Source organism: Nocardioides insulae DSM 17944 (assembly GCF_000422825.1).
Taxonomy (GTDB): Bacteria; Actinomycetota; Actinomycetes; order Propionibacteriales; family Nocardioidaceae; genus Nocardioides; species Nocardioides insulae.
Window position 1 is genome coordinate 459,546 of sequence record NZ_AUGU01000014.1, and the last position, 23,436, is coordinate 482,981.

Consider the following 23,436-nt stretch of genomic DNA (forward strand, 5'->3'; position numbering starts at 1 on the left):
GTGGACCGTCCACTTGGGCCAAATGGACGGTCCACAAGGCTCAACTCGACCGTCCGGGAGGCTCAACTCGACCGTCCGGGAGGGGCGAGTCGACCGTCCTCCCCAACATGGGTGAACGCTCCGACGGCTTTACCGCGTGACCTCGGGGCCGGGGATGGACTGTGCCCGGCGCCGCGGCCGCGGCGCCGCCAGTCCATTTGGGGGAGCGATGAACGAGTTGTCGGTGTCGATCCGTCGCGGCGTGGTGGTGGCGGTGATCGCGCTGGCCCTGGTCGGGCTCGTGGTCGCCTGGGCGCTGGGTCGCGACGACCCGCAACCGGGCAACGCCGCGGGAGACACGCCGCCGTCCGCGGGCGCCACCCCGGCGCCGACGGCGTCGCCGTCCCAGACCGGGTCCGCCTCCGCGCAGGCATCCCAGAAGCCCGACGAGTCCGCGAAGCCGGACGGCTCCCCGAAGTCCGGGGGCCCGGCGTCCGATCCGCCGACGACCGCCCCCTCCCAGACCCCGTCGGACAGCGGGGGCGGAGGCAACGTGGTGCCGTACGCCGAGGTCACCCCTGAGCCGGCGATCGGGATCCGGGAGACGGCCGACTTCGGGACGGGTCTGACGCTGCACATCACCTCGATGGAGGCGGTCCAGGGTGAGGCCCGCGGTCCGGGTGAGGTGGCCGGTCCGGCGGTCCAGTTCCGGCTGCAGGCGGAGAACGCCTCGCGGCAGCCCATCCCGCTGGACGGCATGACGATCACCGTCACCTACGGCGATGACAAGACGCCGGCGTCCGCTCTCTCGGAGCCGGACGGCGTCCCCTTCTCGGGCGAATTGGGCGCGGGCGAGTCAGCCGAGGCGTCCTACAACTTCGCCGTCCCGGTCGAGTCCCGTGACTCGGTGCAGGTGACGGCCAGCTACACCGGCGCGGCCCCGATGGTCGTCCTAGCCGGATCCGCGAGCTGAACCCCCCCGAGTCGAACATCGATGAGATCAGGACGGTATGTGATGAGTTGGAAGAAACTTGCCGCCGTACCGCTGGCGGTCACCCTGGCCGTCGCCGGGCTCGGCATCGCCAACGGTCCCGCCTCGGCGGACTGGTCACCGGAGGATCCCGCAGACCCAGGGAGCCCGGTCACCGTCACCGCCGATGCCCTGCCCACGGTGCAGATCGGCGACGGCGTGGTGTGGTCGCAGGCGGTGCGCGGCAACATCGTGTACGCGGGCGGTGAGTTCGCGACCGCCCAGGACCCCGGCGGTGCGGAGGAGACTCGGGCCAACATGCTCGCCTACGACATCACCACCGGGCTGATGACCGACTTCGCACCGACCTTCAACGGACCGGTCAACGCGGTGGCGGTCTCCCCGGACGGCACCCGCTTGTACGTCGGCGGCAACTTCACCCAGGTGAACGGCCAGGCCCATAACCGGCTGGCCGCCTTCGACCTGCCCAGCGGCGTCCTGGTCAACGCCAACATCCAGATCAGCGGGAACGTGCAGGCGCTCGCGGTCACCGACGACCTCGTGTACATCGGCGGTGGCTTCGGCAGCGTGGGGAACCAGACTCGGGGCAACCTGGCGGCGGTGAACGAGAACCTCGAGCTCCAACCCTGGGCGCCCATCGCCAACCTGGGCGGTGGCGGTGTCGAGTCGCTCGCGGTGAAGCCGGACGGCACCCGGATCGCGGTCGGCGGATCCTTCCTGAAGGCCATCGGTGAGCCGGACGTGGCCGAACCCGGGGACGGCCTCGCACTGTTCGACCAGAACGGCGTGGCGCAACCGCTGCCCGCCGGTGAGAACCTCTACAACGGCAACGGGGACGGCGACGCTGACGGCTCGATCGCTGCGCTCGCCGCGGACGACGACGGGTTCTACGGCGTCGGCTGGACCTACTCCAGCATCGATGCCGGCACCGTCGAGGGCACCTTCGCGGTGAACTGGGACGGCACTACCCAGTGGGTCGCGGACTGCCACGGCGACAGCTACTCCGTGTTCCCGAGCGACGAGCAGGTCTACGTGGCCGGCCACTCGCACTACTGCGAGAACATGGGCGGGGTGACGCAGGGTACCGGCGGCGTCGGGTCGTACCCCTACTACCGTGGTGTCGCCTACAGCAAGGCGACCACCGGGACGGCGACCTGGGAGCCGGACCAGGGCCGCTACTACAACTTCGAGGGTCTCCCGACCCCCTCGCTGCTCACCTGGTACCCCTCGATCAACGCCGGCACCTTCACCGGCCAGGACCAGGGCGCCTGGAGTGTCACCGGCACCGACGACTACGTCGTCATGGGCGGCGAGTTCAGCCGGGTCAACAACGCCGACCACCGAGGGCTGGTGCGCTTCGCCAGGAGTTCTCTGGCGGAGGCTGAACTCGATGAGGGGCTCGCGGAGGGGCCGAGCAAGTTCGCCGCGTCCTATCCGCTTCAGGTCCACTCGACCGAGCCCGGCATCGTCCGGGTGGGTTGGGCCACCAACGATGACATCGACAACGCCTACCTCCGGTACCGGCTGCAGCGTCGCGTCCCCGGCGGAAACAGTGAACTCCTCGACGAGTGGGACAGGCGCGCCGACTTCTGGAACCCGCTCGGCATGACCTACACCGACACCGACGTGGACGAGGGCGCCGCCTACGAGTACCGCATCCAAGCCAGGGACCCCGGCGGCCTGACCGCCAACTCCGCCTGGACGCCGGTGACCGTCGCCGCCTCGGGTGCGGTGAGTGCCTACACCGAAGCCGTGCACGGCGACGAGCCCACCCACTGGTGGCGCTTCGGCGAGGCCGCGGGCTCCGCCGATCCCGTGGCGGACTGGGTGAGCTCCGACTCGCTCACCGCCGGTGCGGGCGTGACCCGAGGTACCCAAGGTGCCATCGGTGATGACGCCGCCAACGTCGGCGCGACCTTCTCCGGCTCCGCGACGGGTGTGGCCACCACGACCGGCGAGGACAAGAGCCCGCCCGACCTGTTCACCCTCGAGGCATGGTTCCGCACCACCTCGACCACGGGTGGGCGGATCGTCGGCCGGGACAACGGTTCGACCCGGTCGGTCAGGGGTGACCGGGTGCTGTACATCGACGGCGCCGGCAAGGTCGGGTTCGGCGTCAAGCCGAACGCCACCATGGCGACCCTCAGCAGCCCGGGCGGCTTCAACGACGGCGCATGGCACCACGTGGCGGGCGTCCTCTCCGGGGACGGCATGAAGCTGTACGTCGATGGTGAGCTCGCTGGTCAGAACGGTGACGTCACCGTCGGGGAGCACCTGGCGGTGGGCTTCTGGAGGGTCGGCGGCAGCAGCACGACCACCGGGGTGGCGAGCGGGTTCACCGGCGACATCGACGAGGTGGCGCTGTACAAGCACGCGCTGTCCGGGGCCCAGATCACCGAGCACGCCGAGGCGGCCGGAGAGGTGGCGCCGAACCAGGCGCCGACCGCGGCGATCGCCGTGCCGACCGTGAAGGGGTTGGCGGCGACGTTCAACGGCGCCGGCTCGAAGGACCTCGACGGCAACGTGGCGAGGTACGTGTGGTCCTTCGGTGACGGGGAGACCCTGACGACCACGACTCCCACGGCGAGCCACACCTACCTCAACGGTGGCACCTACGAGGTCGGGCTGGTGGTCGTTGACAACGCCCAGCGGGCCAGCGCCCAGACCGTCCGGAGCGTGCAGGTCGTCGACCCGACGAACAAGGCGCCGAAGGCGGACTTCGCCGCCACCGTCGAGACCCGGCCGAGGCTCGACGCCTCGACCGCCTCGACCGACTCGGACGGCACGATCGTCAGCTGGTTGTGGGACTTCGGCAACGGAGAGGACAGTACGTCGAGCCGACCCCGCCCCGATTTCGCGCCGCTCACCAAGAACCGGGTCAAGCTCACGGTGACCGACAACGACGGTGCCACCGGGACCATCGTCCGTGATGTCACGGTGTCCGCCGACGGTGCCCTGGTCCTCTCCGCACCCGTCTTGCCGCCGCCGGCCAACCGGAAGCCGGTGGCAGCCTTCGGGCTGGCCCGCAGCGGCTTCAAGGTCACGCTGACCTCCCGGGCGAGTGACCCGGACGGCAAGGTGGCCTCGGTGCGGTGGTCCTTCGGTGACGGTGCCAGCGCCACCGGCAACAAGGTCACCCACAGCTACACCCGGGCCGGCACCTTCCAGGTGAGGATGACGGTCACCGACGACAAGGGAGCCACCGCGACCCGTACGCAGACGCTCAAGATCGCCAAGGTGGGCGTGCGGGCCGATCTGAAGGCGACACCCAAGCGGGTCCGCCGCGGCAAGCAGGTCACCCTGGTCGCCAACCTCCGGCCCTCCGCGTCGGTCGCCCTTCGCGGCACGGTCACGGTCAAGGACCGTGGCCGGGTCGTCCGGAAGATCCAGGTGCGCAGCCAGTCGGTCCGGCTCGTCGTACGACCCTCGTTGGGCACGCACCGCTACCAGGTCGTCTACAGCGGCTCTCCGACCACGATGTCCTCGGCCTCCAAGGTCGTGGTGGTCCGGGTCCGCCGCTGACCGACCCATGGGGTGTGGCCCTGCCCGGGGCAGGGCCACACCTCCACTTCGTGGGATGACCGCTCGGGTCGGCTCCCGATCGAATCACCGATTCGAATTCGTCGAACGCAGAGCGTCGATCCGGCGGTCCCGAGGACGGGGCGCCACACACCACCAGGGGTTCCAGATGAGGGCGATACTTCCAGTCAGGCGGAGCGGAAGAGTGGCCGGCAGGCGTCGTTCCAGGGTGGCGGTCCTGGCCGGGCTGGCGCTCGCGCTGGCGGCCCTCACCCCCGGGGTGGCCCGGGCGGACTCCCAGCCGGTCGACCCGAACAATCCGGAGACGCCGACCACGGTTGCGGCCGACGCCCTGCCGACGGTGCAGATCAACGGCGTGGTCTGGTCCCAGGCGATGGTCGGTGAGACCGTCTACGCCGGCGGCAGCTTCAGCACGGCACGTCCGGCCGGCGTGGCCTCGGGGGGGACCGGCAGCGTGACCCGCCAGAACCTGGTCGCCTACAACGTGCGCACCGGGGCGATGACCTCCTTCGCCCCCGCCTTCAACGGGCAGGTGCGGGCGGTCGCGGTCTCCCCGGACGGCTCCCGCCTCTACGTCGGCGGCGACTTCACCCAGGTCGGGACGACCACCCGGGCCAGGTTCGCCGTATTCAACACCGCGACGGGGGCGCTGCTCTCGAACTTCACTCCGCAGGTGAACGGGAGCGTCACCTCCATCGCAGCGACCCAGAACACGGTGTACGTCGGAGGCTCCTTCGGCAGCATCGGCAACCAGACGCGCACCGACCTGGCAGCGTTCAACGCCTCGTCGGGAGCTCTCCTGAGCTGGGCGCCGACCACCGGCGACGGCTTCGTCTGGGCGATCACGGCCAAGCCGGACGCGACCAGGGTCGCGGTGGGCGGCTCCTTCACCTCCGTGAACGGCTCCTCGAGCCCGGGCTACGGGCTGGCGATGGTGGACGGTACGACGGGGGCCAGCCTGCCGTTCGCGATGAACGGGCCGGTGCGGAACGGGACCGCCGACGGCGCCATCACCACCCTGGCCACCGACGGCCAGAAGGTGTACGGCGGCGGCTACACCTACGGCCGCACCGGCGGCACCTTCGAGGGGTTCTTCTCGGCGACCTGGGACGGTGGCATCGACTGGATCAACGACTGCCACGGCGACACCTACTCGGTGCACCCGCAGGGCGGCGTCCTCTACGCGGCCAGCCACACCCACTACTGCGAGAACGTCGGCGCCATCCCGCAGGGTGCCGGCAACGTGGGCGACTACCCCTACTACCGCGGCGTCGCGATGAGCACCAAGGCCACCCGGACCGCCACCTGGGAACCCGACCAGGGCCGCTACTACGACTACACCGGTCAGCCCGCCTCGGCGATGCTGACGTGGTACCCCTCGCTCAACACCGGCAGCTACACCGGCCAGTACCAGGGCCCGTGGAGCGTGACAGGCAACGCCGACTACGTCGCGATGGCAGGTGAGTTCACCCGGGTCAACGGGGTGGCCCAGCAGGGCCTGGTCCGGTTCGCGCGCACCGGCCTGGCCCCCAACGACCGGGGCCCCTCGCTGACCGGCACCGGATGGCCGCTCGAGGCCCGATCGAGCGCGGCGGGCTCGGTGCGGCTCACCTGGCCCTCCAACGACGACATGGACAACCACCAGTTGACCTACCGGGTCTACCGGGACAACCAGAACACCGCCGGCCTGGTCCACACCCGCACGGCTGGTGCGGAGTGGTGGGACGACTACGGCATGGGCTTCACCGACACCGGCGTCACCCCGGGCTCCCATCGGTACCGGGTCACCGCGACCGATGCCTTCGGCAACGTGGCCAGTTCGCCGTGGGTGACCCTCACGGTCGCCTCCGTCGGCACCGACAGCGCCTACGTGAAGGCCGTCGACGCCAGTGAGCCGACGTACTGGTGGCGGATGGGCGAGGAGGGGACGACGGAGGACTCCGCCGGGTCCCGCACCCTGACGACCACCACCGACGTCACCGCCGGTGCCACCGGAGCGATCCCCGCGGACCCGGAGAACCTCGCCATCACGATGCCGGGGGCCACCAGTGCCCGGGTCTACTCGACCCTCCAGGAGAGCATGCCGAACGTGTTCACCGTGGAGGCGTGGTTCCGTGCCACCCGAGGCGGCGGCAAGATCATCGGCTGGGGCAACCGCAACGACCGCAACTCCACGCGGGGCGATCGGACCATCTACCTGGACAACTCCGGCCGTGTCCTGTTCGGGGTGAAGCCGAACGCCACCCGCCAGGTGGTCACCAGTCCCGGGCAGTACGCCGACGGCCAGTGGCACCACGTCGCGGGGACGCTCTCGGCCCAGGGCATGCGGCTGTTCCTCGACGGTGACCAGGTCGCTCAGCGCACCGACGTGACCGTGCCCGAACACCTGGCGATCGGGTACTGGCGGATCGGCGGCGACAGCCTCTCCGGCTGGCCGTCGGCACCCTCCTCCACGGCTTTCGCCGGCGACCTGGACGAGGTGGCGGTCTACAAGCGGCAGCTGTCGCCGACCGAGATCGCTGCCCACCACGCGGCCGGCTCCGGCGCCCCGGCGCCCAACCTGCCGCCCGCGGCGTCGTTCAGCAGTTCGGTCTCCGACCTGAGCCTCACCCTCGACTCCACCTCCAGCGACCCCGACGGCACCCTCGTCTCACAGCAGTGGGACTTCGGCGACGGGACCACCGGGTCCGGTGGTTCGGTCTCGCACACCTACCAGGACCCGGGCACCTACCCGGTCACCCTGACCGTGACCGACGACGACGGGGCCACCGACGTCGAACGGCGCGATATCACCGTCACCGAACCGCCCGCCGGCCCCGTCGAGCTGGCGAGGGACACCTTCGGGCGAACCGTCACCGGCGGCTGGGGCAACGCAGAGGTGGGTGGTGCCTGGAACCGCAGCGGTACCGCAGCCAACTTCGCGGTGAACGGCGGGGTCGGCAGCATCCGGATGAGCCAGGGCGGCTCGGGCCCGGGGGTCAGCCTCGGCGGGATGAGCAGTGACGACGTCGACGCCCGGCTCCGGCTCGGCGCGGACACCGCGGCCACCGGCGGCGGCATCTACCTCACGGTGCAGCCCCGACTGCTCGCCAACGGCGACCGCTACTTCACCGACGTCCGCCTGCAGTCCACCGGTGCGGTCTCGGTGACCCTCGGCCGGGCGGTCGGTGGCGCCGAGAGCACGATCCAGAGCGCGACCGTTCCGGGTCTCACCGCCTCGGCCGGCACCATGCTCCGGGTCCGGGTCCAGGCCGTCGGCAGCTCGCCCACCACGGTGCGGGCCAAGGTGTGGGCCGACGGGCAGAGCGAGCCGAGCGCCTGGACGGTGTCGGCGACCGACTCGACCGCCGGACTCCAGCAGGCCGGGACCCTGGGGCTGCGGACCTACCTCTCCGGCTCGGCCACCGCCTTCCCGGTGCAGGGGCGCTTCGACGACCTGGTGGTGACGACGACCGACTGAGGTCCTCTCCACCCGGGGATCGAGTGGTGGGCCGGACCCTGGGTCAGGCTCACCACGCGCCGAGGTGCCGGGTACCGGCCGGGCGGTGGAGGGCCCGGGCCGGACCGCCGGCGAGGGGCACCGCCACCGCGCTCGTACGGCGGGTGATCGGGGGTCTGGCCCGAAGCCCGGGGGTGAGCGCTCGTACGCCGATCAGGTCCAGGTGCCTCCGCTCCCGGCCGGTCTCGGTCCGGAAGCGTCGCACGGTGCGGAACACGGCCGGGTCCCCGGCACCGCGGGACCAGACCACCGCCCACGCCGGGGCCGAGCGGCGCGGCCGCAGGTAGACGTTCCCGGAGGCCCGGATCCGCAACTGTTCGGCGCTGAACCGCCCCGAGTAGTCCTCGACGCACAGGACGCAGTTCCCGCCGTACCTCACTCCGCCCAGGATGTTGTTGTGCAGCGAGACCGACCGGCTCACCCACGACATGGTCGGGTCGGGCGAGGGCCGCCGGGGGTCGTGGCCGGGGGTGTCGAGGTCCTCCAGACGCCGGTCGTCCTGGACGATGTTCACCGCCCGGCCGTTGCGGACGATGGTGTTGTTCCACAGTCGCACCCGAGCGGTGTTGTTGACCTTGATCCCGTGCCCGCGGTTGCGGGCGATGACGGTGTCGGCCACCAGCGCTCGGGTGGAGAGTTCGAGCGCGAGTCCGTGCCGGGCGTTGCGGCGCATGATCGCGCCGACCACGGTGATCCGGTAGGACGACTCGTCGAACCACAGCCCGGTGCCGGCGTTGCCGGCGAAGCGCCCGCCGCGGACCAGCAGGTGGCGGGAGCGGCCGATCTTGACCCCGCCGGCCACCGGGGCGGTGTTGAAGCGCTCGGTGTTGTTGCGGCGCGCGAGGACGCCCAGCATCCGCAGTCGGTCCGCATAGGTCGCGCTCATCCCCAGCATCCCGTTCCCGACCAGCCGCACCCTGTGCACCGTCGCGCGCGGAGCGGTGACATGCAGTCCGGTGGTCGCGTTGTCCCGGATCCGCATCCTGCTCAGGACGACGCCTCGGGCCTCGACCACGACCGCGCCCATGTCCGGCACCGACGGTGCGAAGCGACGTACCCCCAGACCCCGCACCTGGGTGCCGGCCCCGAGCACCCGCAGCGCCCTGGGGAAGGTGCTCGCCCGGACCGTGCGCCCCCGCGGATCCGACCCCAGCTGCAGCCGGTTGCGCCGATCATCGACCAGGAACGTGCCGGGCCGCAGCTGCGCCAGTGAGCCCACCTGGCGTTGCTCACGCCCGGCGATCCACACCTGGTCCGGGTGCGCCGCCATCGGGTGGGCGGGGTTGACGAAGGTCCAACCTTGCTCGGTGCCGTCCGGCTCACCGCGGTGGTAGGTCGGGCTGGAGTCCAGCTCCACGAGCCACCGGGCCGAGGCGCCGTGCGCCGTGCGGTGCCAGCCGCGCACCACCCGGCTCCCGTCCAGCCACGCCCGCGCCCGGGGGGCCGTTCGGATCTGCAGCCGCTTCCCGCGGGGCACGGTCACGCTCTCGTGGTAGGTCCCGGTGTGCACCACGATCCGGTCCCCGGACCGGGCCCGGCGTACGGCGGTGCCGAGCCGACGCCACGGTGCTCCCGAACGGCCGGAGGCGGAGTCCGCGCCCCGGCCGGAGACATGCCAGGTCGTCGCCGGGCGCGGCGCGGTCCCGCCCTCCCTGGTGGCTGCGGCGGCAGGTCCTGGCCCCTCGGTCTCACCCGCCGCCTCTCCGCTCAGGACGGCCGCGAGCAATGCCCCCGAGACCAGGCCGACCAGTGGTCGGCCGACAGGCGGCATGAACGCCTCCTTCGCATCGCCGACCTCCACCTTCGGACCGTGCCTCGTGCGATGTCCATGCCTTCGGCGGCGGCCCACCCCCATCTGGTGTAAGCCCCTGTCGGTGGATCCCCGGTGGACGTCGATGGGTGGCCTCGGGTGGCCTCGGCCTGGTCGGCGGTGGGATACGCGCTCGGTCACTCACCCGGGTTCGGAGGAACGGGAGGGGAGCAGGCGACGCAGGGTGAGGTCGTGCCGGTCGCGGTAGGCGAGGGCCCGCTTGGCGACGCGGCGGGCGGCGGCGTTCTGGTCCGCGGCGACCTGGGCGACCCAGCCGCGCGGGGTGACTGCTCGGCGCGCCGAGTACATCGGTGTCAGGACGGCGCCGAAGTCGCTCTTGTAGGTGTCGTGACCGATGGTGAGGTCGTGTTCGCGGCGGCCCTGCATGATCGAGACGCCGACCAGGTCCTCGACCAGCAGGAGGCCCAGCGAGTAGTTGCGGTAGCGCTCGTAGTCGTAGCCGATCAGCAGGAACAGGTCCCGATCCGCATCGGTGAGGTCGAAGGAGACGCCGATGATCTCGTCGTCGACGGTGAGGACCCAGGTGCGTCCGGGCCCGTCCCCGACCGCGCCGCGGCGCGCCACCGACCGGTAGAACGCGTCGTAGCTCGGGTCCTGCATCAGGTCGACCGCGCGTCGTTCGGCGAACCGGGCGCGGCGGAACTCCCGCATCCGGTCGAAGGCCTCGTCGATCTCGGCCGGGTCGGTCACCTCGCGCACATCCACCACCCGCTTGTTGCTCCCGAGCCGCTTCCGCTTGCGCGCCAGGTGGCGGAGGAGACCGGGGTCCAGGTCAGCGCGCCAGTCCTCGACGGAGTCGCCGAGCGGGATCGCATGGGCGTCGTACTGGTGGCGGACCACCCGGCGCGCGCCCAGCAGGGCGGCGACGTCGCCGGCGTCCCCCCGGATCTTGTCGAAGCGCACCAGGTCGGCGCGGCCCAGCGCGCCCCGGATCCGCTGGAGGAGGGCAGGATCGCGCAGCAGGGCCGGCGCGAGCTCGGCGTCCAGGACCGGGGCGGCGTAGTCGCTGACCCCGAGGTCGGCGGGCTCGAGACGTCGGGCGAAGCGGCCACGCCGCACCATCGGCAGGACGCCGACCAGCCGCCCGTCGGTGGCCGTGCGCACCGTGACCACGACCGGCCGGGCCCCCACGGCGGGCGCCAGGTCCGCGTAGAGATGGTGCAGCCACACCGGGTGCTGGAACAGCGTCGCGGTCGAGCGGGCATGCAGGTCGGCGTAGCCGGGATCGAGGAAGTCGAAGCCGTCCTCGCGGGCGACCCGCACGGTCGGCGGCGCGCCGGTGGTGGGCAGCACGGACACGGATGCCGTCACGATCGACCCCGATCGGTGGAGGGACGCCGGAACCGGGGGGAGCGCGCCGACCCGTCGATGCACTCCAGTCGGCCGGCCCGGTTGAGGGTGTGCAGCCGGCTCCCGGGCCAGAGCGGGCCGGGACCCAGACGCGCCAGGACCCGCTGGTCGAAGCCGGTGTCGTCGAGCCGGGTCACCTCGGCGATCGCCAGTCCGCCGCCGTAGCCGGCCGAACCGTCCTGGACCGGCCTGAGCAGCCGGCCATCGCGGCGTACCGGCCGACCGGCCGGCCGGGCCGAGGTGATGTCGAGCAGCACCGGGTTGCCCGGATGCGGGCGCCACGGCCCGGTGAGTCGATCCGCGGACCACAGGTGCAGGGCATCGGACCACGAGCCCCCGTGACGGACGGTGGCGAACATCCACCAGCGTCCCTGGTCGTGCACCACACTCACGTCACTCGCGGTGAGGTCGCGCAACAGGATCGTCTCCCGCTGCCAGCGGTCCGGGAAGTCGAGCGCCCGGTAGAGCTCCACCGTGCCGGCCCCCGAGGTCTCGGGGATCATCCACCACTCGCCCTCGGCGCGCAGGACGAACGGGTAGGACAGATGGGTGTTGTGCCGGAGCACCGGGCGGGGGCGGCCGAGAGGTCCGTGGTCGCCGAACTCGACCGCGGAGATCACCCCTCGGCCCAGCCGATGGTCGAAGTCCTCGACGAAGAGCACGTGCTGGTCCCCGACGGCGACCGGGAACGGATCGGCATAGAAGTGCACGCCGTCATCGGGCAGCGTCGACCAGCCGGTCTCGGGGTGGTCGAGCAGATCGAGCACGTCGGGGCTCTGCTCGCTCCCGAGCAGCCGCCAGCCGACCCGCCAGTGCGGTGCCCGGTAGGCCATCCGGTAGGCGCGGTGCAGGCCCGCGAAGGCCACCGTGCGGCTCACCGACGGGCTCGGGGCCGCGGGCCGGGGCGAGGGCTCCGCCGCCGGCGGGATCGGCAGCCGGCCCGCGACCGCCTGCTCCACCAGCAGCAGGCTGCCCGCCAGCACGTCCTCCAGCGCGGCGGTCAGGACGCCGGGACGCTCGCTGCCGGGTCGGCCGGTGGCGAGCCGTTCCTCACCGCGGGTCAGCCGGGTCAGCGGGAAGCGTCCCTCAGCCAGCGCGGCCAGGGCGCCCGTCGTACCCGGGTGGCCGTCGAAGGTGAGCTGCCAGAGGTCGGACCCCTCGCCGGACTCGCCCGGCTCCTTGGAGTCGCTGCCCTCCGGTGCGATCACCAGGGTCGGGCGGTCCGTCCCGCCCAGCCACGGGGCCAGGTCGCCGTCAGAGGCCGCGGCGGCCAGACGGGGCCGGACGCCGTGCATCAGCCGTTCCGCGCCGAGCACGCGTTGATAGCTCGCCTCGACGCCGGTACGACGCGGCGCGGCGAGCGCGATCGAGACGCTCACCCCCGGCAGCGCGCTGAGCCGTTCGGCCAGGTCCAGGTGCCAGCGCCGGGCGGATCCCGCGGGCAGCCGCAGCTGGACGTGTCGGCTCCTGACATGCATGGAACCGAAGCTACGGACCGGTGCCCGGTGTCCTGGCCGACTCGCGGACCCATCCCGAGAACTCGGTACGTCATCCCGCATTTCGGGGCGGTGCGGGCTGGTGGGGGTTGGCTGGCCCCGGACGGTCCCGGGGCGTGGACCCTCCGTGTTCTGACGTAGGGGGCTTGTCGTGACGTTTGCGGAGTATTTCCAGATCCTGCACAAGCGCTGGCTGGTCTGGGCGAGCGGACTCGTGCTCGGACTGGCGGCCGCGGTCGGGATCTCGCTGGCGATGCCGGTGCAGTACACCGCCGAGGCGACCTCCTTCGTGACCGTCGCCGAACGCGTCGACGAGGGTCAGGGCGAGATCTTCCAGGGGTCCCAGTTCGCCGTCCAGCGGGTCAAATCGTATGCGCCGCTGGCCACCAGCCACCGGGTGCTCGACCCCGTCACCGAGGAACTCGGCCTGGACCTCGACCACGCCGACTTCGCCGACGCCGTCGAGGTCAGCAGTCCGCCCGAGACGGTGCTGCTGAAGGTCCAGGTGACCGATCCCGATCCGGAGCAGGCCGCCCGGATGGCCGACGCGGTCAGCGAACGGCTGGGTGAGGTGATCGAGGAGCTCGAGACTGCCGCCGGCTCGACGGTGCCCAATGTCGGCGTCTCGCTCGCCCAGCCGGCCGAGGTCCCCACCTCCCCGTCCTCCCCGCGGGTGCTGTTGAACCTCCTCCTGGGAGGCGCGCTCGGGCTCGCGCTCGGTCTGGTGGCGGCGGTGCTGCGACACCACCTCGACCGCCGGGTGAAGACCCCCGAGGACCTCCGCGACCTGACCGGGATCTCGCCGCTGGGCGTCACGCTGCGCGAGCCTTCGGCGTACCGCCGTCCGCTGGTCGCCCTGGACTACCGGTCGGTGAGCGCGGAGCGCTACCGCACCATCCGGACGGCGCTGAAGTTCGCCACCGTCGACCGGCGCCTGGAGCACTTCGTGGTCAGCTCCGCGATGGCCGGCGACGGCAAGACCTCGGTCTCGAGCAACCTGGCGATCAGCTGGGCCCAGGCCGGTGCCTCGGTCTGCCTGGTGGAGGCCGACCTCCGCCGGCCCGGCGCTGCCCGGTTCTTCGGCGTCGAGGGCAGCCTCGGCCTCTCCGATGTGCTGGTCGGGGAGGCGGACCTGGACGAGGTCCTGGTGAGCTGGAACCGCGACATGCTCACCGTGCTCCCGGCCGGGTCGCTGCCTCCGGACCCGGCCGCGCTGCTCGGCTCGGAGGCGATGCACGCCCTGGTCGAGTCGCTGCGTGAGCGGTACGACGTGGTCATCTACGACTCGCCGCCGGTGCTGTCGGTGACCGACGCGGTGGTGCTCGGCGAACAGGTCGACGGCGTGGTGCTGGTGGTGCCCGCCGGCTCGGCCCGCCGCGAGCAGACCTCGGCCGCCCTGGAGGCCTTCCGCCAGGCCCGGCTCACCCTGCTCGGCACGGTGCTGTCCGGCGAACGCCGGCGCGGCGGGACAAGCAAGTCTGCCTACGGCGCCGAGCCGTCGGTGCACCGGGCCGAACTCGCGCCCCTCGGCACTGACCGCAAGGCGACCGAGGCGATCCCGTCGGCCACTGCCCCCTCTGCCGCTGAACCGGTCGCCGAGTCGGTGGATGGGCCGGTAGGTGAGCCGGTGCGGGAGTCGACGGGAGAGCATGCGGGCGACCCGGTCGAGGAGTCGACCGGTGACGGGTCAGGGCCGGACCAGGGCGGCGACCCGGCGCTCGGGTCGGCCTCTCACTCCGGCTCGAGGTCGTAGAGGCCCCGCGCCACCGCGTCCACCGCGGGGACCAGCAGCCGACGCGACAGTCGGTGCGTCACCCCCCGCTCCACGTGGGCGTCCGGGACGTCGTGCTCATGGATCCGCACCGCGCGCCACCCGTGGGACGGCGGGTGGAAGACCTCGGTCTCGGGCAGGTCGGTCAGCCCCCGCGTCGCGTGCAGGTCGGCGATCAGGGTCGAACGCCGCCCGCCCTCCCGGCTCATCTGCCGGGCCCGTCGCTGCACCAGGGCCGCGGCCTCGCGCAGCGTGAACGTGCGCTCGTTCGCCGCCGGCGCCAGGCGTACGACGGCGGCCCGGGCGCGGCGGTCCAGGCCCAGGACCAGGTCGGCCGAGCCGATCAGGTCGAGGTCGAGACGGCGCGATCGGTGCTGGTCGAGCAGGTCGGTGTCGAACCCGCGGGAGCGGGCCCAGGCCCGGGTGTCCGGGCACGCCGGCCGTTCGGCGGCGGCCTCGTGCCCGCAGGTGAACGTCCGGACCCCGGTGACGCCCAGTTCGGTGAGCCGGGCCGAGAGCAGGGTCTGGGCGGCGGGTGAGCGGCACTCGTTGGCCGAGCAGACCAGCAGCAGGCTCAGTGGCAGGCTCAGGGGCAGCGTCATCGCGTCCTCCGTTCCGTGGGTGGTCGGCCGGACAGGGCGAAGCAGCAGAACGCGATGAACGTCACCGAGGTGTCGAACAGACCGCTCTCCATCACGCTGATCAGGGTGAGCATGCCCACCGAGGCCACCAGCAGGCCGCGCAGCGGCGGCGGCTCGGTGAGCAGCCGGGTGAGAGTCGTGAGGACGATGAGCGCGAGCACCGCGGTGCCCAGGAACCCTGCCTGGACGATCGCGGAGACCCAGGTGCTGTCCAGGATCTGCTCGTGCCGGTACATCGCGGAGACCGGGATGACCTTCTGCGCGAGCCCGGCTCCGAGCAGGCGCTCGGTGAGGTCGTCCGGATACTCCAGCGCGGCCCGCCAGGCGACGGTACGCGAGTTGAGGGTGACCAGGTCCGAGGCGCTGTCACCGCGGGTGAGGTAGCCGCTGAGCAGCGGTGTGAAGGAGAAGACCGCCAGCAGCGTCGGGACCGACACGACCGTGAGCGCCACGACCGGACCCGGCAGGCGGGGGGCCATCACCACCAGGATCAGCAGGGCCACCAGGACCGCGGCCAGGCCGGTACGGGTGCCGGTGAGCCACAGCAGGCCGAGCAGTGGTGCGATGGCGAGCAGCTCCACCGGCCGTACGACGTGCGCGGTCCACCGCCAGCACAGGCAGATCAGCGGAAGGCTGACCAGGAGCGCGATGGTGTTGGCGTTGAGCGGCGGGATGCCGCCGTACAACCGTCCCTCGGTGGCCAGCGACCCGACCCCGGTGACGCTGCCGACCAGGGCCAGGGCGAGCATCGCCGACAGCAGGGCACTGAGCACCTCCGCCCTCGGGTAGTGCCGGAAGAGGAGCACCAGGATGAGGGTGAGCAGACCCAGCCGGCCGGCGAGCACCGCCGAGGAGAACGCGTCCCCGTTGAGCAGCGCCCCGGTCGTGGCGAGGGCCGCGTAGAGGATCAGCCAGGGCACCGGGCCGGCCCGGAACCTTGCCCAGGGCAGACCACGCACGGGGGCGGTGAGGACCAGGAGGAGGGCGAGCAGGGTCAGCGCGGCCTTGGCCGCGACCACCGTGTCGAACCCGCCGGAGTAGAACTCGCCACGCCGCCAGGCCACGCTCGAGACCAGGAGGAGCAGGCAGATCGTGAAGAGCCGGAGCGGGGTACGCCGCAGCGGCGTGATGGTGAGCGACTCGGGAAGCTCATCCGCCTGCTCCGGGCTCGGTCTGCTCGCCGCGTGACGGGACGCGGCGGTGCTCGAGACCGTCATGGCAGGCTCCTCGCGGCCGACCTCGCCGGACTGCGGGTCGGGCCGGTGTGGCGTCCGACCGGGCGGTCGGCCAGCAGGAACTGCCGGCACACCAGACCGCCGAGGAACGACCCCAGGCCGAGCAGCCACGGCGTGATGGCCGGATCGGCGCCCAGCACGAGGACGGCGAGCGCGACCGCGCCGAGGGAAAGGGCCGAATCGACCACCCGCAGGATCAGCACCTGGGCCGCCTCTCCGCGGACGGCGGCCAGGCTGCCGTAGGGCAGGACGGCCGCGCAGGAGGCGGCGTACGCCGTCCACCCGAGCACGGCGAGGGGGGCGATCTCGAACCGGCCGCCGCTGATCAGCCCGCCCAGCAGGGGCGTCAGCGCCCAGGCGGCGGCTCCGATCGTGACCGCCCCGATGAGCAGCCCCGCGGCGGCGCGGTCGGCGCGCGCCCGCATCTCGGCGACCGGACGGTGCTGGTCGCTGGCGTAGGTGGCGAAGAGGAAGGAGCCGAGGCCCTGGATCAGGATCATCGCCGGGGCGACGAACACCCTCGCCGCCTCGAGTTCGCCGACGGCGGCGGTGCCGGCCGCGACCAGGACCAGCCAGCGTGCCGTGCTCAGCGAGGTCGGCCGGACGAACTGCTGCATCGCGCGCCAGCCCCCGAACCCGAGTACGGCACGCACCGCGCCGGTGCGAGGGCGGGCCCGGGTGCGCTCGGCCGGCGGGAGCAGCCGCCAGGCCACCAGGGCCGCCACGGCCTGACCGGCGGCGAGGGCGGCCAGCAGATGGGCGAGCTTCGGCTCGGTGAGGAGCCAGCTCACCGCGACCACGCCCACCGCCGCGGCCAGACCGGCGAGGTCGACCGCGACCAGCTGCCAGAACCGGTGCACGGCCATCAGCAGGCGCCGGGTCAGGTCGGCCAGGATGAAGGCGACGGTCGCCGCCGCGAACCAGGCCACCGCCCCTGCGGAGAGCTGGTCCCACCACAGCCCGAGCAGGAGGGCGAGCACGGCCGCAGCCCCGGTCATGACCCCGGCGAGCAGCACCAGCGCCGAGCGGATCCGGGGTTCGTGCCGGTCCAGCACGGTCAGGGAGTCGCCCACCAGGCCGGTCGAGACCGCGGTGAAGACCACGATGGCGCTGAACAGCAGGGCGTAGGTGCCGAGCCCTTCGGCGCCCAGCGCGCGGGCCGCCGCGACCTGGAGCAGCAGACTGCCCGCGGCCAGCGTGACCTGGCCGGCCAGGGCCCCCATCGCGGGGCCGGTCAGCCGCTGCGCCACCGCCGCGAGGCCGGGTGTGCGGCTCACGTGGTCAGGCCCGCTCGGCGCCGTCCGGTGAACCTGCCCCTCTGCGACTCGCCGGCGTCCAGACGCTTGAGCAGGTGTTCATAGCCGGCGGCCACCTCGTCCCACTGGTAGCGCCGCGCGGCGCGGGCGCGGAGCCGGGCCCCGAGGGTGACCTGGCGCTGCGGGTCCGCCTCGGCGGCCGCGAGCAGGCCGGGAAGTTCGCCGGGGTCGGTGAAGAAGTCCCCGTGCCGGCCCAGCACCTCACGGTTGAACACGACGTCGTAGGCGACCACCGCGGTGCCCGCTCCCATCGCGCGGAGCAGGGACGGATTGGTGCCGCCGACCGAGTGCCCGTGCAGGTAGGTGAGTGCGTTCGCGTAGAGCTGGTCGAGCTGCTCCTGGTCCCAGACGGCGCCGAGCATCCTGATCCGCGGGTCGCCCCCGGCGATGGCGCGAACCCGCTCGGTGTAGGCGTCGTTGTACGGCGCCGAGCCCACCACCACCAGCGGCCGGACGGCGGCGGAGCGGCGGTAGCCGGCGACGATGTCGGCCACATGGTTCTCCGGCTCGAAGCGGGCGACGACCAGGTGGTAGTCGTGGGCGGCCAGGCCGAGTTCCCCGATCCGCTCCGCGGCCGGGTCCGGCAGGATCGGCGCACCGTAGGCCAACATCTCCGTGGTCGCCCCGAACTCGGTGCGGTAGTACTCCGCGATGCCCTCCGCGTCGGCGATCAGGGCGTCGGCCCACCGCACCGCCAGGCTCTCGGCCGCCCGGTAGTAGTGCCGGCCGAGGCCGCCCCACTTCGCCCGCAGCCACTCGATGCCGTCCACGTGCAGGGCGGTGGGGATGCCGCGCATCCGCAGGGCGGGCAGGAACGGCACGTTGGCGGCGTTGAACACCACCGCCACGTCGTGCCCCCGACCACGGAGCAGATGGGCGACCGAGACCCCGGTGTGGCTCAGCGTCTCCACGGCCCGGCCGTGGACCGCGGGCAGGTGGACCAGGTCCATGCCCTTGTACGTCGACGGCCGTTCCTCCTCGCCGCGGCAGAACACCGTGACCTGGTGGCCGCGTTCGACCAGACGGGACCCGATCTCCTCCACAGCAGTCTCGAAGCCGCCGTAATGGGCCGGGACGCCACGCGTCCCCAGCATCGCGATGCGCACGATTCAGGCCTCCTGGCCGCCGGGAAGGGCACCCGGAGCCGACGGGCGGCCGTCGCCTCCGGTGTCGGGTGAGGGCCCCGAGGCCCGGTCGATGGCCGACAGTTCGCCGAACCACTTGCGAAGTGCGAGGACGAGGACCGCGGCGTTGACGGCGAAGAGCAGGCCGTAGCCCCCGAAGAACAGCGCCGGGAAGCCCAGCAGGACGAAGACCCAGCAGAAGATCCCGTAGTCGGTGGGGAGCAGCACCCAGGTGCGGAGCGGGTGCTCGTGGTGGTGCTCGCGCTGACCGGTCGCCGGTCGGGCGGCGGGGTGCGCGGTCCGGAGCAGGGGCATCACGATCAGCCCGAAGAAGCAGAGCACGTCCACGATCGCGAAGCCGATCGGCACCAGCAGGGCAGCCTCCGCGTCCACCGGGGGGTGCCGGAACCAAGCGATCAGGACGGCGAGATGGAAGGAGACCGTCTTGGCACAGTCCACGGTGTGGTCCAGCCACTCACCGGCGACCGAGGAGCTGCCGCGCAGCCGGGCCAGCTGCCCGTCGACGGAGTCCATCACGTAGCCGGCCGCCAACAACATGGAGACCGCCACGCCGACCCAGACCGCGGGAGAGGCGGCCGCGAGCAGGATCAGGCCGGCCGCGGTCAGCGTGGCACTGATCGCGGTGGCGACATTGGGGGTCATCCCGACCAGGGCGGCGGCCGCCGCGACCCGCCGGGCCAGCGGGCGGTTCACCCACCGGGAGTAGGCGGCGGTGCCGCGGCGCGGCTTCTGCGCGCTCGCCAGGGCGCGCAGGTTGAGTCGATAGCGGATGCGCGGGCCGACCCGGACATGTGCTGCCCCACGCAGCCATTCCTGTGTTTCAGCCTCTGTCATGGACCGACGCTAAGAACGGTGCGCCCCACTTTACCGCCGGTCCCGGACCGACTCCCACAAATTGGGGATCGTCCCGCGAGGACCCTCTCCAGCCTTCCGAGCGTTCCTAGGGTCGCTCGACATGAGCCGGATCGTGGGGTACGCGCCCGGGGTGTACGACCTGTTCCACGTCGGCCACCTCAACATCCTCAAGCACGCCCGGAAGCAGTGCGACCACCTGATCGCCGGGGTGGTCTCCGACGAGCACTGCCTCGCGGTCAAGGGACACCTGCCGGTGATCCCGCTCGCCGAGCGGATGGAGATCGTCCGGCACGTCGACCTGGTCGACGAGGTGTACGCCGAGGTGACCGCCGAGAAGACCGACGCCTGGCGGGAGCTGCGGTTCGACCGCATCTTCAAGGGCGATGACTGGCACCACACCCCGAAGGGGGACCAGTTGGAGCGGGACCTCGGGGCCTTCGGCGTCGAGGTCGTCTACCTGCCCTACACCGTGCACACCTCCAGCACCCAGCTGCGCCGGGCACTGAGCGAGATCACCGCAGCTCGTCGATGACCTCGCCGACGCGCTGTCGGTAGCGGTCCACACCGAAGTCGGCCAGCCCCCGCTCACGGCCGGTCCGGGCCAGCCGCTCGGCGAGCTCCCCGTCATCCATCAGCCGGGCCACCGCCCCGGCCAGCGCGGCCGGGTCCAGGGTCGGCACCAACAGCCCGGTGTGTCCGTCGCGCACCGTCTCCAGGTGGCCTTGGACGGCGGTCGCGATCACCGGCCGGCAGGCCAGCTGACCCTCGACCACCACGTTGCCGAACGACTCGCCGAGCGAGGTCGCCACCACGGCGTCCGCACGCTCCAGCGCCGGCCAGACCGGCGCCGTGTAGCCGGCGAACCGGATCGTTCCGCGGAGGTCCGGCCGCTCGGCGCGGGCGCGCAGCCGCGCGTCGTACTCCTCCTGGCCGGGCCCGGGGGTGCCGCACAGTTCGAGCTCGACCTCGCGTCCCTGCGCCCGCAGGAGGGCGGTCGCCGCCACGGCGACGTGCGGGGCCTTGCGAGCCGAGATCCGGCCCACCACGACCAGCCGGTACGGCGCTCCGGGACGGCGTACCGGCGGCGCGACCGGCCCCGGCGGTGGCTCCACGCCGTTGTGGATCAGCCGGGTCCGTCCGGCCAGGGCAGGAGCGACCTCGAGCAGGGTTTCGCGGGTGGTGCGGCTGTTGACCACCACCGTGTCGGCCAGCCGGAGCGGAGCGGCCAGCGCGCGGCGTACCCACCGGGCGTCCTGGGCCTCGGCCTCGTGCACGTGGCACAGCGAGGGGACCCCCATGGATCGGGCGGCGGCCAGCCAGCCGGGGACGGTCACCGTGTTGGCGCACACCACCCCTGCACCGGTCTCCCGGATGAGCCGGCGGGCCAATCGCAGGCCGGTGACGCTCCGGCCGCCCAGCCGCAGCAGCCCGGCCGGCGTGGCGTCGCCGCGGCGCAGGACCGGGGTGGGCAGGAGACGGACACTGACCCCCAGGGCCTCCAACCGCCCTCGCAGCGGGCCGTCCTCCGGTGCGACGACGACGACCGGGAGGCCGCGTTCGCGCAGACCGGCCACGGTCTGGAGCAGTTGGAGATCCGAGCCGTACACATCGCAGGACGGCGCGCCGATGAGCACCGGCGCCGTCGCCGGCGCGGGCTCTGCGGTCGGTTCGGGGCGCGGCGCGGCGAGGGACATGGCGGCGAGGCTAGAGCGACCCGGCCCGCCTCCCCGGTGTCCTCCGGGCCGCATACCCAACGCGGGGGAGGGCGGCGTGGTAGAGATGACCGCGTGCGCCCTGTGATCCACCTCACCCCCTCCTCTTCGATCCGGACCCTCGCCGTCGCGGCGGGCGCCCTGGTCCTGACCGCGTGCGGCGGATCCGGTCCGCACCCCGGACTCGGCGTCTCCGTGGCAGGCGAGGAGGTGGGTGATGAACAGATCGGTGAGCTCACCACGGACTACTGCACCGCCCTCGAGGAGCTCAACGGCGACCAGATGGGTCAGATCGCCCTGCGCGACCTGCGGATCGCCGTCGTCCGGGGGGTCGCCCTCGACCTGGCCGTCGACCGGTTCCTGACCGAGTACGCCGACGACCCGGCCGTCGACGTGGAGGCGGCGGAGGCTGCCTACGCCGCCGGGGTGGACGAGCTCCGCACCACACTCGCCCCGGTCGGCGAGGAGGAGGTGCGTGACTCGGTCCTGCGGGTGGAGGGTGCGACCCTGCGACGCCAGGGGCTCGACACCGCCGGCGCCGGCGACCTGTTCACCCAGTGGTTCGCGGAACAGGACGTCCTCGTCGCCCCGGCCTACGGCGTGACCTTCGAGGACGGGGAGCTGGCCCCGGAGAGCTCGATCTCCGAACCGGTCAGCGAGCAGGCCGAACTAGGAGAGGCGTCCCTCGGTGGCGGCCAGCAGGCCTTCGATTACGCCGCCGGACTCCCTGCCGACCAGACCTGCGGCACCGCCCCCGACTCGCCCTGAGTCCCAGCGCCGAGTCCCATCGCCGAGTCCCAGCGCTGGGCGCCCCGGCCCGGGGATCGTGGGTCGCCTCCTCGGTGGGACCGTGAGTGGACGGGGACCGGCGGCGGACCGGGCGGCGGGCCGGGGTAGACCGCGGCAGACCGGGGTACGGGGCGGGACGTAGGGTCGGAGCATGACGATGGAGGCCTTCGGCGAGGAGTCCGACGACGAGCGCCGGTGGGAGGAGTCCGTCGAGGACCTCGTGCCGGGCTGGCTCAGCGAGGAGGAGCTGGCCGGGGCACGGGCCCGGGTGCCGATGCTGTACGTCGAGGCGCTGCCCGTCCGCGTCGACGCGAACGGTCGGGTGAGCCAGGTCGGACTGCTGCTCCGCGGCTCGCCCACGACCGGGCGGATGACCCGGTCGCTGGTGTCGGGCCGGGTGCTGCACGGCGAGGAGCTGCGCGATGCTCTGATGCGGCACCTGGAGAAGGACCTCGGCGCGACCGCGTTCCCCGTCGTACCCACCTCGATGGTGCCCGCCGCGGTGGCGGAGTACTTCCCCTGGCCCACGGGCCGCTTCCAGGACTGGCGGCAGCACGCCGTCGCGCTCGCCTTCGTGGTGCCGGTCTCCGGTGAGTGCCAGCCCCGGCAGGACGCCCTCGAGCTCAGCTGGCTGACCCCCGAGGAGGCGGTCTCCGAGGAGATCACCGCCGAGCTCGAGGGCGGCCGGGCCTCCCTGCTGCGCCAACTCCTCCACCATGCCGACGCCATCTGAGTCGGCTGCACCTGAGTCGGCTGCACCTGAGTCGGCTCAGTCAGCTGAATCGGATGGCTCGGCCGGGCCCCGGAGGCGTGCCACGGGGGAGGGGCTGGTCGAGTTCCTGGGCCTGATGCGGGTGATGCGCGAGCGCTGCGCCTGGAAGGCCTCCCAGGACCATCGCTCCCTGGCCCGGTTCCTGCGCGAGGAGAGCGCGGAGGTGTTGGAGGCGATCGAGGAGGGCGACCCGGACCATCTGGCCGAGGAACTCGGGGACCTGCTCCTCCAGATCTACTTCCACGCCGCGATCGCGGAGGAGGCGGGCGAGTTCAGCATGGACGACGTGATCGCCGGCCTCGCCGCCAAGATGAAGCGCCGCAACCCGCACGTCTTCGGCCCCGACGCCGACCCCACGCGGACCTACACGGTCGAGGAGATCGAAGAGCTCTGGCAGGCCGCCAAGCGGCGGGAGCGCGCCGCCGAGCGCTGACCCGGGCTGATCCGGGGCTGCTCCCGGGCTGCGCTGATCAGGCGTGGGAGTCTGCCCCAGGCAGGCGTTCGCGCGTCACAA

The 23,436-nt window shown here is 72.5% G+C and carries 17 protein-coding genes; 8 read left to right on the forward strand and 9 right to left on the reverse strand.

Annotated elements, in window-relative coordinates; translation table 11 throughout:
- The first annotated feature begins 223 nt into the window (after nucleotides 1-223).
- The 3 genes from G515_RS22535 (at nucleotide 224) to G515_RS19825 (ending at nucleotide 7,970) form a co-directional block, all read left to right on the forward strand.
- Nucleotides 224-952 (forward strand): hypothetical protein, encoded by a 729-nt coding sequence (locus G515_RS22535; protein ID WP_157571022.1) that lies wholly within the window; start codon nucleotides 224-226, stop codon nucleotides 950-952.
- Nucleotides 953-994: 42 nt separating this feature from the next.
- On the forward strand, nucleotides 995-4,492 hold the full coding sequence (locus G515_RS19820; protein WP_036554423.1) for a PKD domain-containing protein: 3,498 nt from the start codon (nucleotides 995-997) through the stop codon (nucleotides 4,490-4,492).
- 202 nt (nucleotides 4,493-4,694) lie between these two features.
- A complete protein-coding gene (locus G515_RS19825) occupies nucleotides 4,695-7,970 on the forward strand; it encodes a LamG-like jellyroll fold domain-containing protein (protein ID WP_036554425.1) in 3,276 nt (1,091 codons plus the stop codon).
- A gap of 49 nt (nucleotides 7,971-8,019) precedes the next feature.
- On the opposite strand, the gene G515_RS19830 is transcribed toward G515_RS19825, so the two are convergent.
- The 3 genes from G515_RS19830 to G515_RS0106380 all read right to left on the reverse strand — a co-directional run bounded on the left by G515_RS19830 (nucleotide 8,020) and on the right by G515_RS0106380 (nucleotide 12,668).
- Nucleotides 8,020-9,780: a right-handed parallel beta-helix repeat-containing protein gene (locus G515_RS19830; RefSeq protein ID WP_169570459.1), complete on the reverse strand. Its 1,761-nt coding sequence runs from the start codon at nucleotides 9,778-9,780 to the stop codon at nucleotides 8,020-8,022.
- Between the two features lie 180 nt (nucleotides 9,781-9,960).
- Nucleotides 9,961-11,151, reverse strand: coding sequence for a GNAT family N-acetyltransferase (locus tag G515_RS0106375; RefSeq protein WP_157571024.1), 1,191 nt, complete (start codon nucleotides 11,149-11,151; stop codon nucleotides 9,961-9,963).
- The gene (locus G515_RS0106380; protein WP_028659492.1) at nucleotides 11,148-12,668 is read right to left on the reverse strand and encodes a glucosamine inositolphosphorylceramide transferase family protein; all 1,521 of its coding nucleotides are present in this window, start codon (nucleotides 12,666-12,668) and stop codon (nucleotides 11,148-11,150) included. Before G515_RS0106380 ends, G515_RS0106375 begins: the two co-directional genes overlap by 4 nt.
- Before the next feature lie 169 nt (nucleotides 12,669-12,837).
- Between G515_RS0106380 and G515_RS19835 the strand changes: the two genes are divergently transcribed.
- The gene (locus G515_RS19835; RefSeq protein ID WP_051217936.1) at nucleotides 12,838-14,439 is read left to right on the forward strand and encodes a tyrosine-protein kinase domain-containing protein; all 1,602 of its coding nucleotides are present in this window, start codon (nucleotides 12,838-12,840) and stop codon (nucleotides 14,437-14,439) included.
- On the opposite strand, the gene G515_RS22540 is transcribed toward G515_RS19835, so the two are convergent.
- Genes G515_RS22540 through G515_RS19855 form a run of 5 tightly spaced genes read right to left on the reverse strand, consistent with a single transcriptional unit; the run spans nucleotide 14,418 to nucleotide 19,628 of the window.
- Nucleotides 14,418-15,059 carry an arsenate reductase/protein-tyrosine-phosphatase family protein gene (locus G515_RS22540; protein ID WP_051217937.1) on the reverse strand — a complete coding sequence of 214 codons (642 nt, stop codon included), beginning with the start codon at nucleotides 15,057-15,059 and terminating at the stop codon, nucleotides 14,418-14,420. The genes G515_RS19835 and G515_RS22540 overlap by 22 nt on opposite strands.
- A complete protein-coding gene (locus G515_RS0106395; protein WP_028659493.1) occupies nucleotides 15,056-16,315 on the reverse strand; it encodes a hypothetical protein in 1,260 nt (419 codons plus the stop codon). Before G515_RS0106395 ends, G515_RS22540 begins: the two co-directional genes overlap by 4 nt.
- Nucleotides 16,312-17,610: a polysaccharide biosynthesis protein gene (locus tag G515_RS19845; protein ID WP_051217938.1), complete on the reverse strand. Its 1,299-nt coding sequence runs from the start codon at nucleotides 17,608-17,610 to the stop codon at nucleotides 16,312-16,314. The genes G515_RS0106395 and G515_RS19845 overlap by 4 nt, the downstream gene beginning before the upstream one ends.
- On the reverse strand, nucleotides 17,607-18,755 hold the full coding sequence (locus G515_RS19850; protein ID WP_051217939.1) for a DUF1972 domain-containing protein: 1,149 nt from the start codon (nucleotides 18,753-18,755) through the stop codon (nucleotides 17,607-17,609). Before G515_RS19850 ends, G515_RS19845 begins: the two co-directional genes overlap by 4 nt.
- A 3-nt stretch (nucleotides 18,756-18,758) precedes the next feature.
- Entirely contained in the window at nucleotides 18,759-19,628 is an 870-nt protein-coding gene (locus G515_RS19855; RefSeq protein ID WP_084653173.1) for a CDP-alcohol phosphatidyltransferase family protein, read from the reverse strand.
- Between the two features lie 121 nt (nucleotides 19,629-19,749).
- On the opposite strand from G515_RS19855, the gene G515_RS0106415 reads away from it, so the two are divergent.
- Nucleotides 19,750-20,181: an FAD synthase family protein gene (locus G515_RS0106415; RefSeq protein ID WP_028659494.1), complete on the forward strand. Its 432-nt coding sequence runs from the start codon at nucleotides 19,750-19,752 to the stop codon at nucleotides 20,179-20,181.
- Here the strand turns inward: G515_RS0106415 and G515_RS0106420 are convergent.
- Nucleotides 20,162-21,343 (reverse strand): glycosyltransferase family 4 protein, encoded by a 1,182-nt coding sequence (locus G515_RS0106420; protein WP_051217940.1) that lies wholly within the window; start codon nucleotides 21,341-21,343, stop codon nucleotides 20,162-20,164. The two genes, G515_RS0106415 and G515_RS0106420, sit on opposite strands and share 20 nt — an antisense overlap.
- 93 nt (nucleotides 21,344-21,436) lie before the next feature.
- On the opposite strand from G515_RS0106420, the gene G515_RS0106425 reads away from it, so the two are divergent.
- The 3 genes from G515_RS0106425 (at nucleotide 21,437) to G515_RS19860 (ending at nucleotide 23,355) form a co-directional block, all read left to right on the forward strand.
- Entirely contained in the window at nucleotides 21,437-22,129 is a 693-nt protein-coding gene (locus tag G515_RS0106425; RefSeq protein ID WP_157571026.1) for a hypothetical protein, read from the forward strand.
- A 172-nt stretch (nucleotides 22,130-22,301) separates the two neighbouring features.
- Nucleotides 22,302-22,883 carry a DUF4916 domain-containing protein gene (locus G515_RS0106430; RefSeq protein ID WP_084653177.1) on the forward strand — a complete coding sequence of 194 codons (582 nt, stop codon included), beginning with the start codon at nucleotides 22,302-22,304 and terminating at the stop codon, nucleotides 22,881-22,883.
- A gap of 124 nt (nucleotides 22,884-23,007) precedes the next feature.
- The gene (locus G515_RS19860; protein WP_211220960.1) at nucleotides 23,008-23,355 is read left to right on the forward strand and encodes a MazG nucleotide pyrophosphohydrolase domain-containing protein; all 348 of its coding nucleotides are present in this window, start codon (nucleotides 23,008-23,010) and stop codon (nucleotides 23,353-23,355) included.
- Nucleotides 23,356-23,436: the final 81 nt, after the last annotated feature.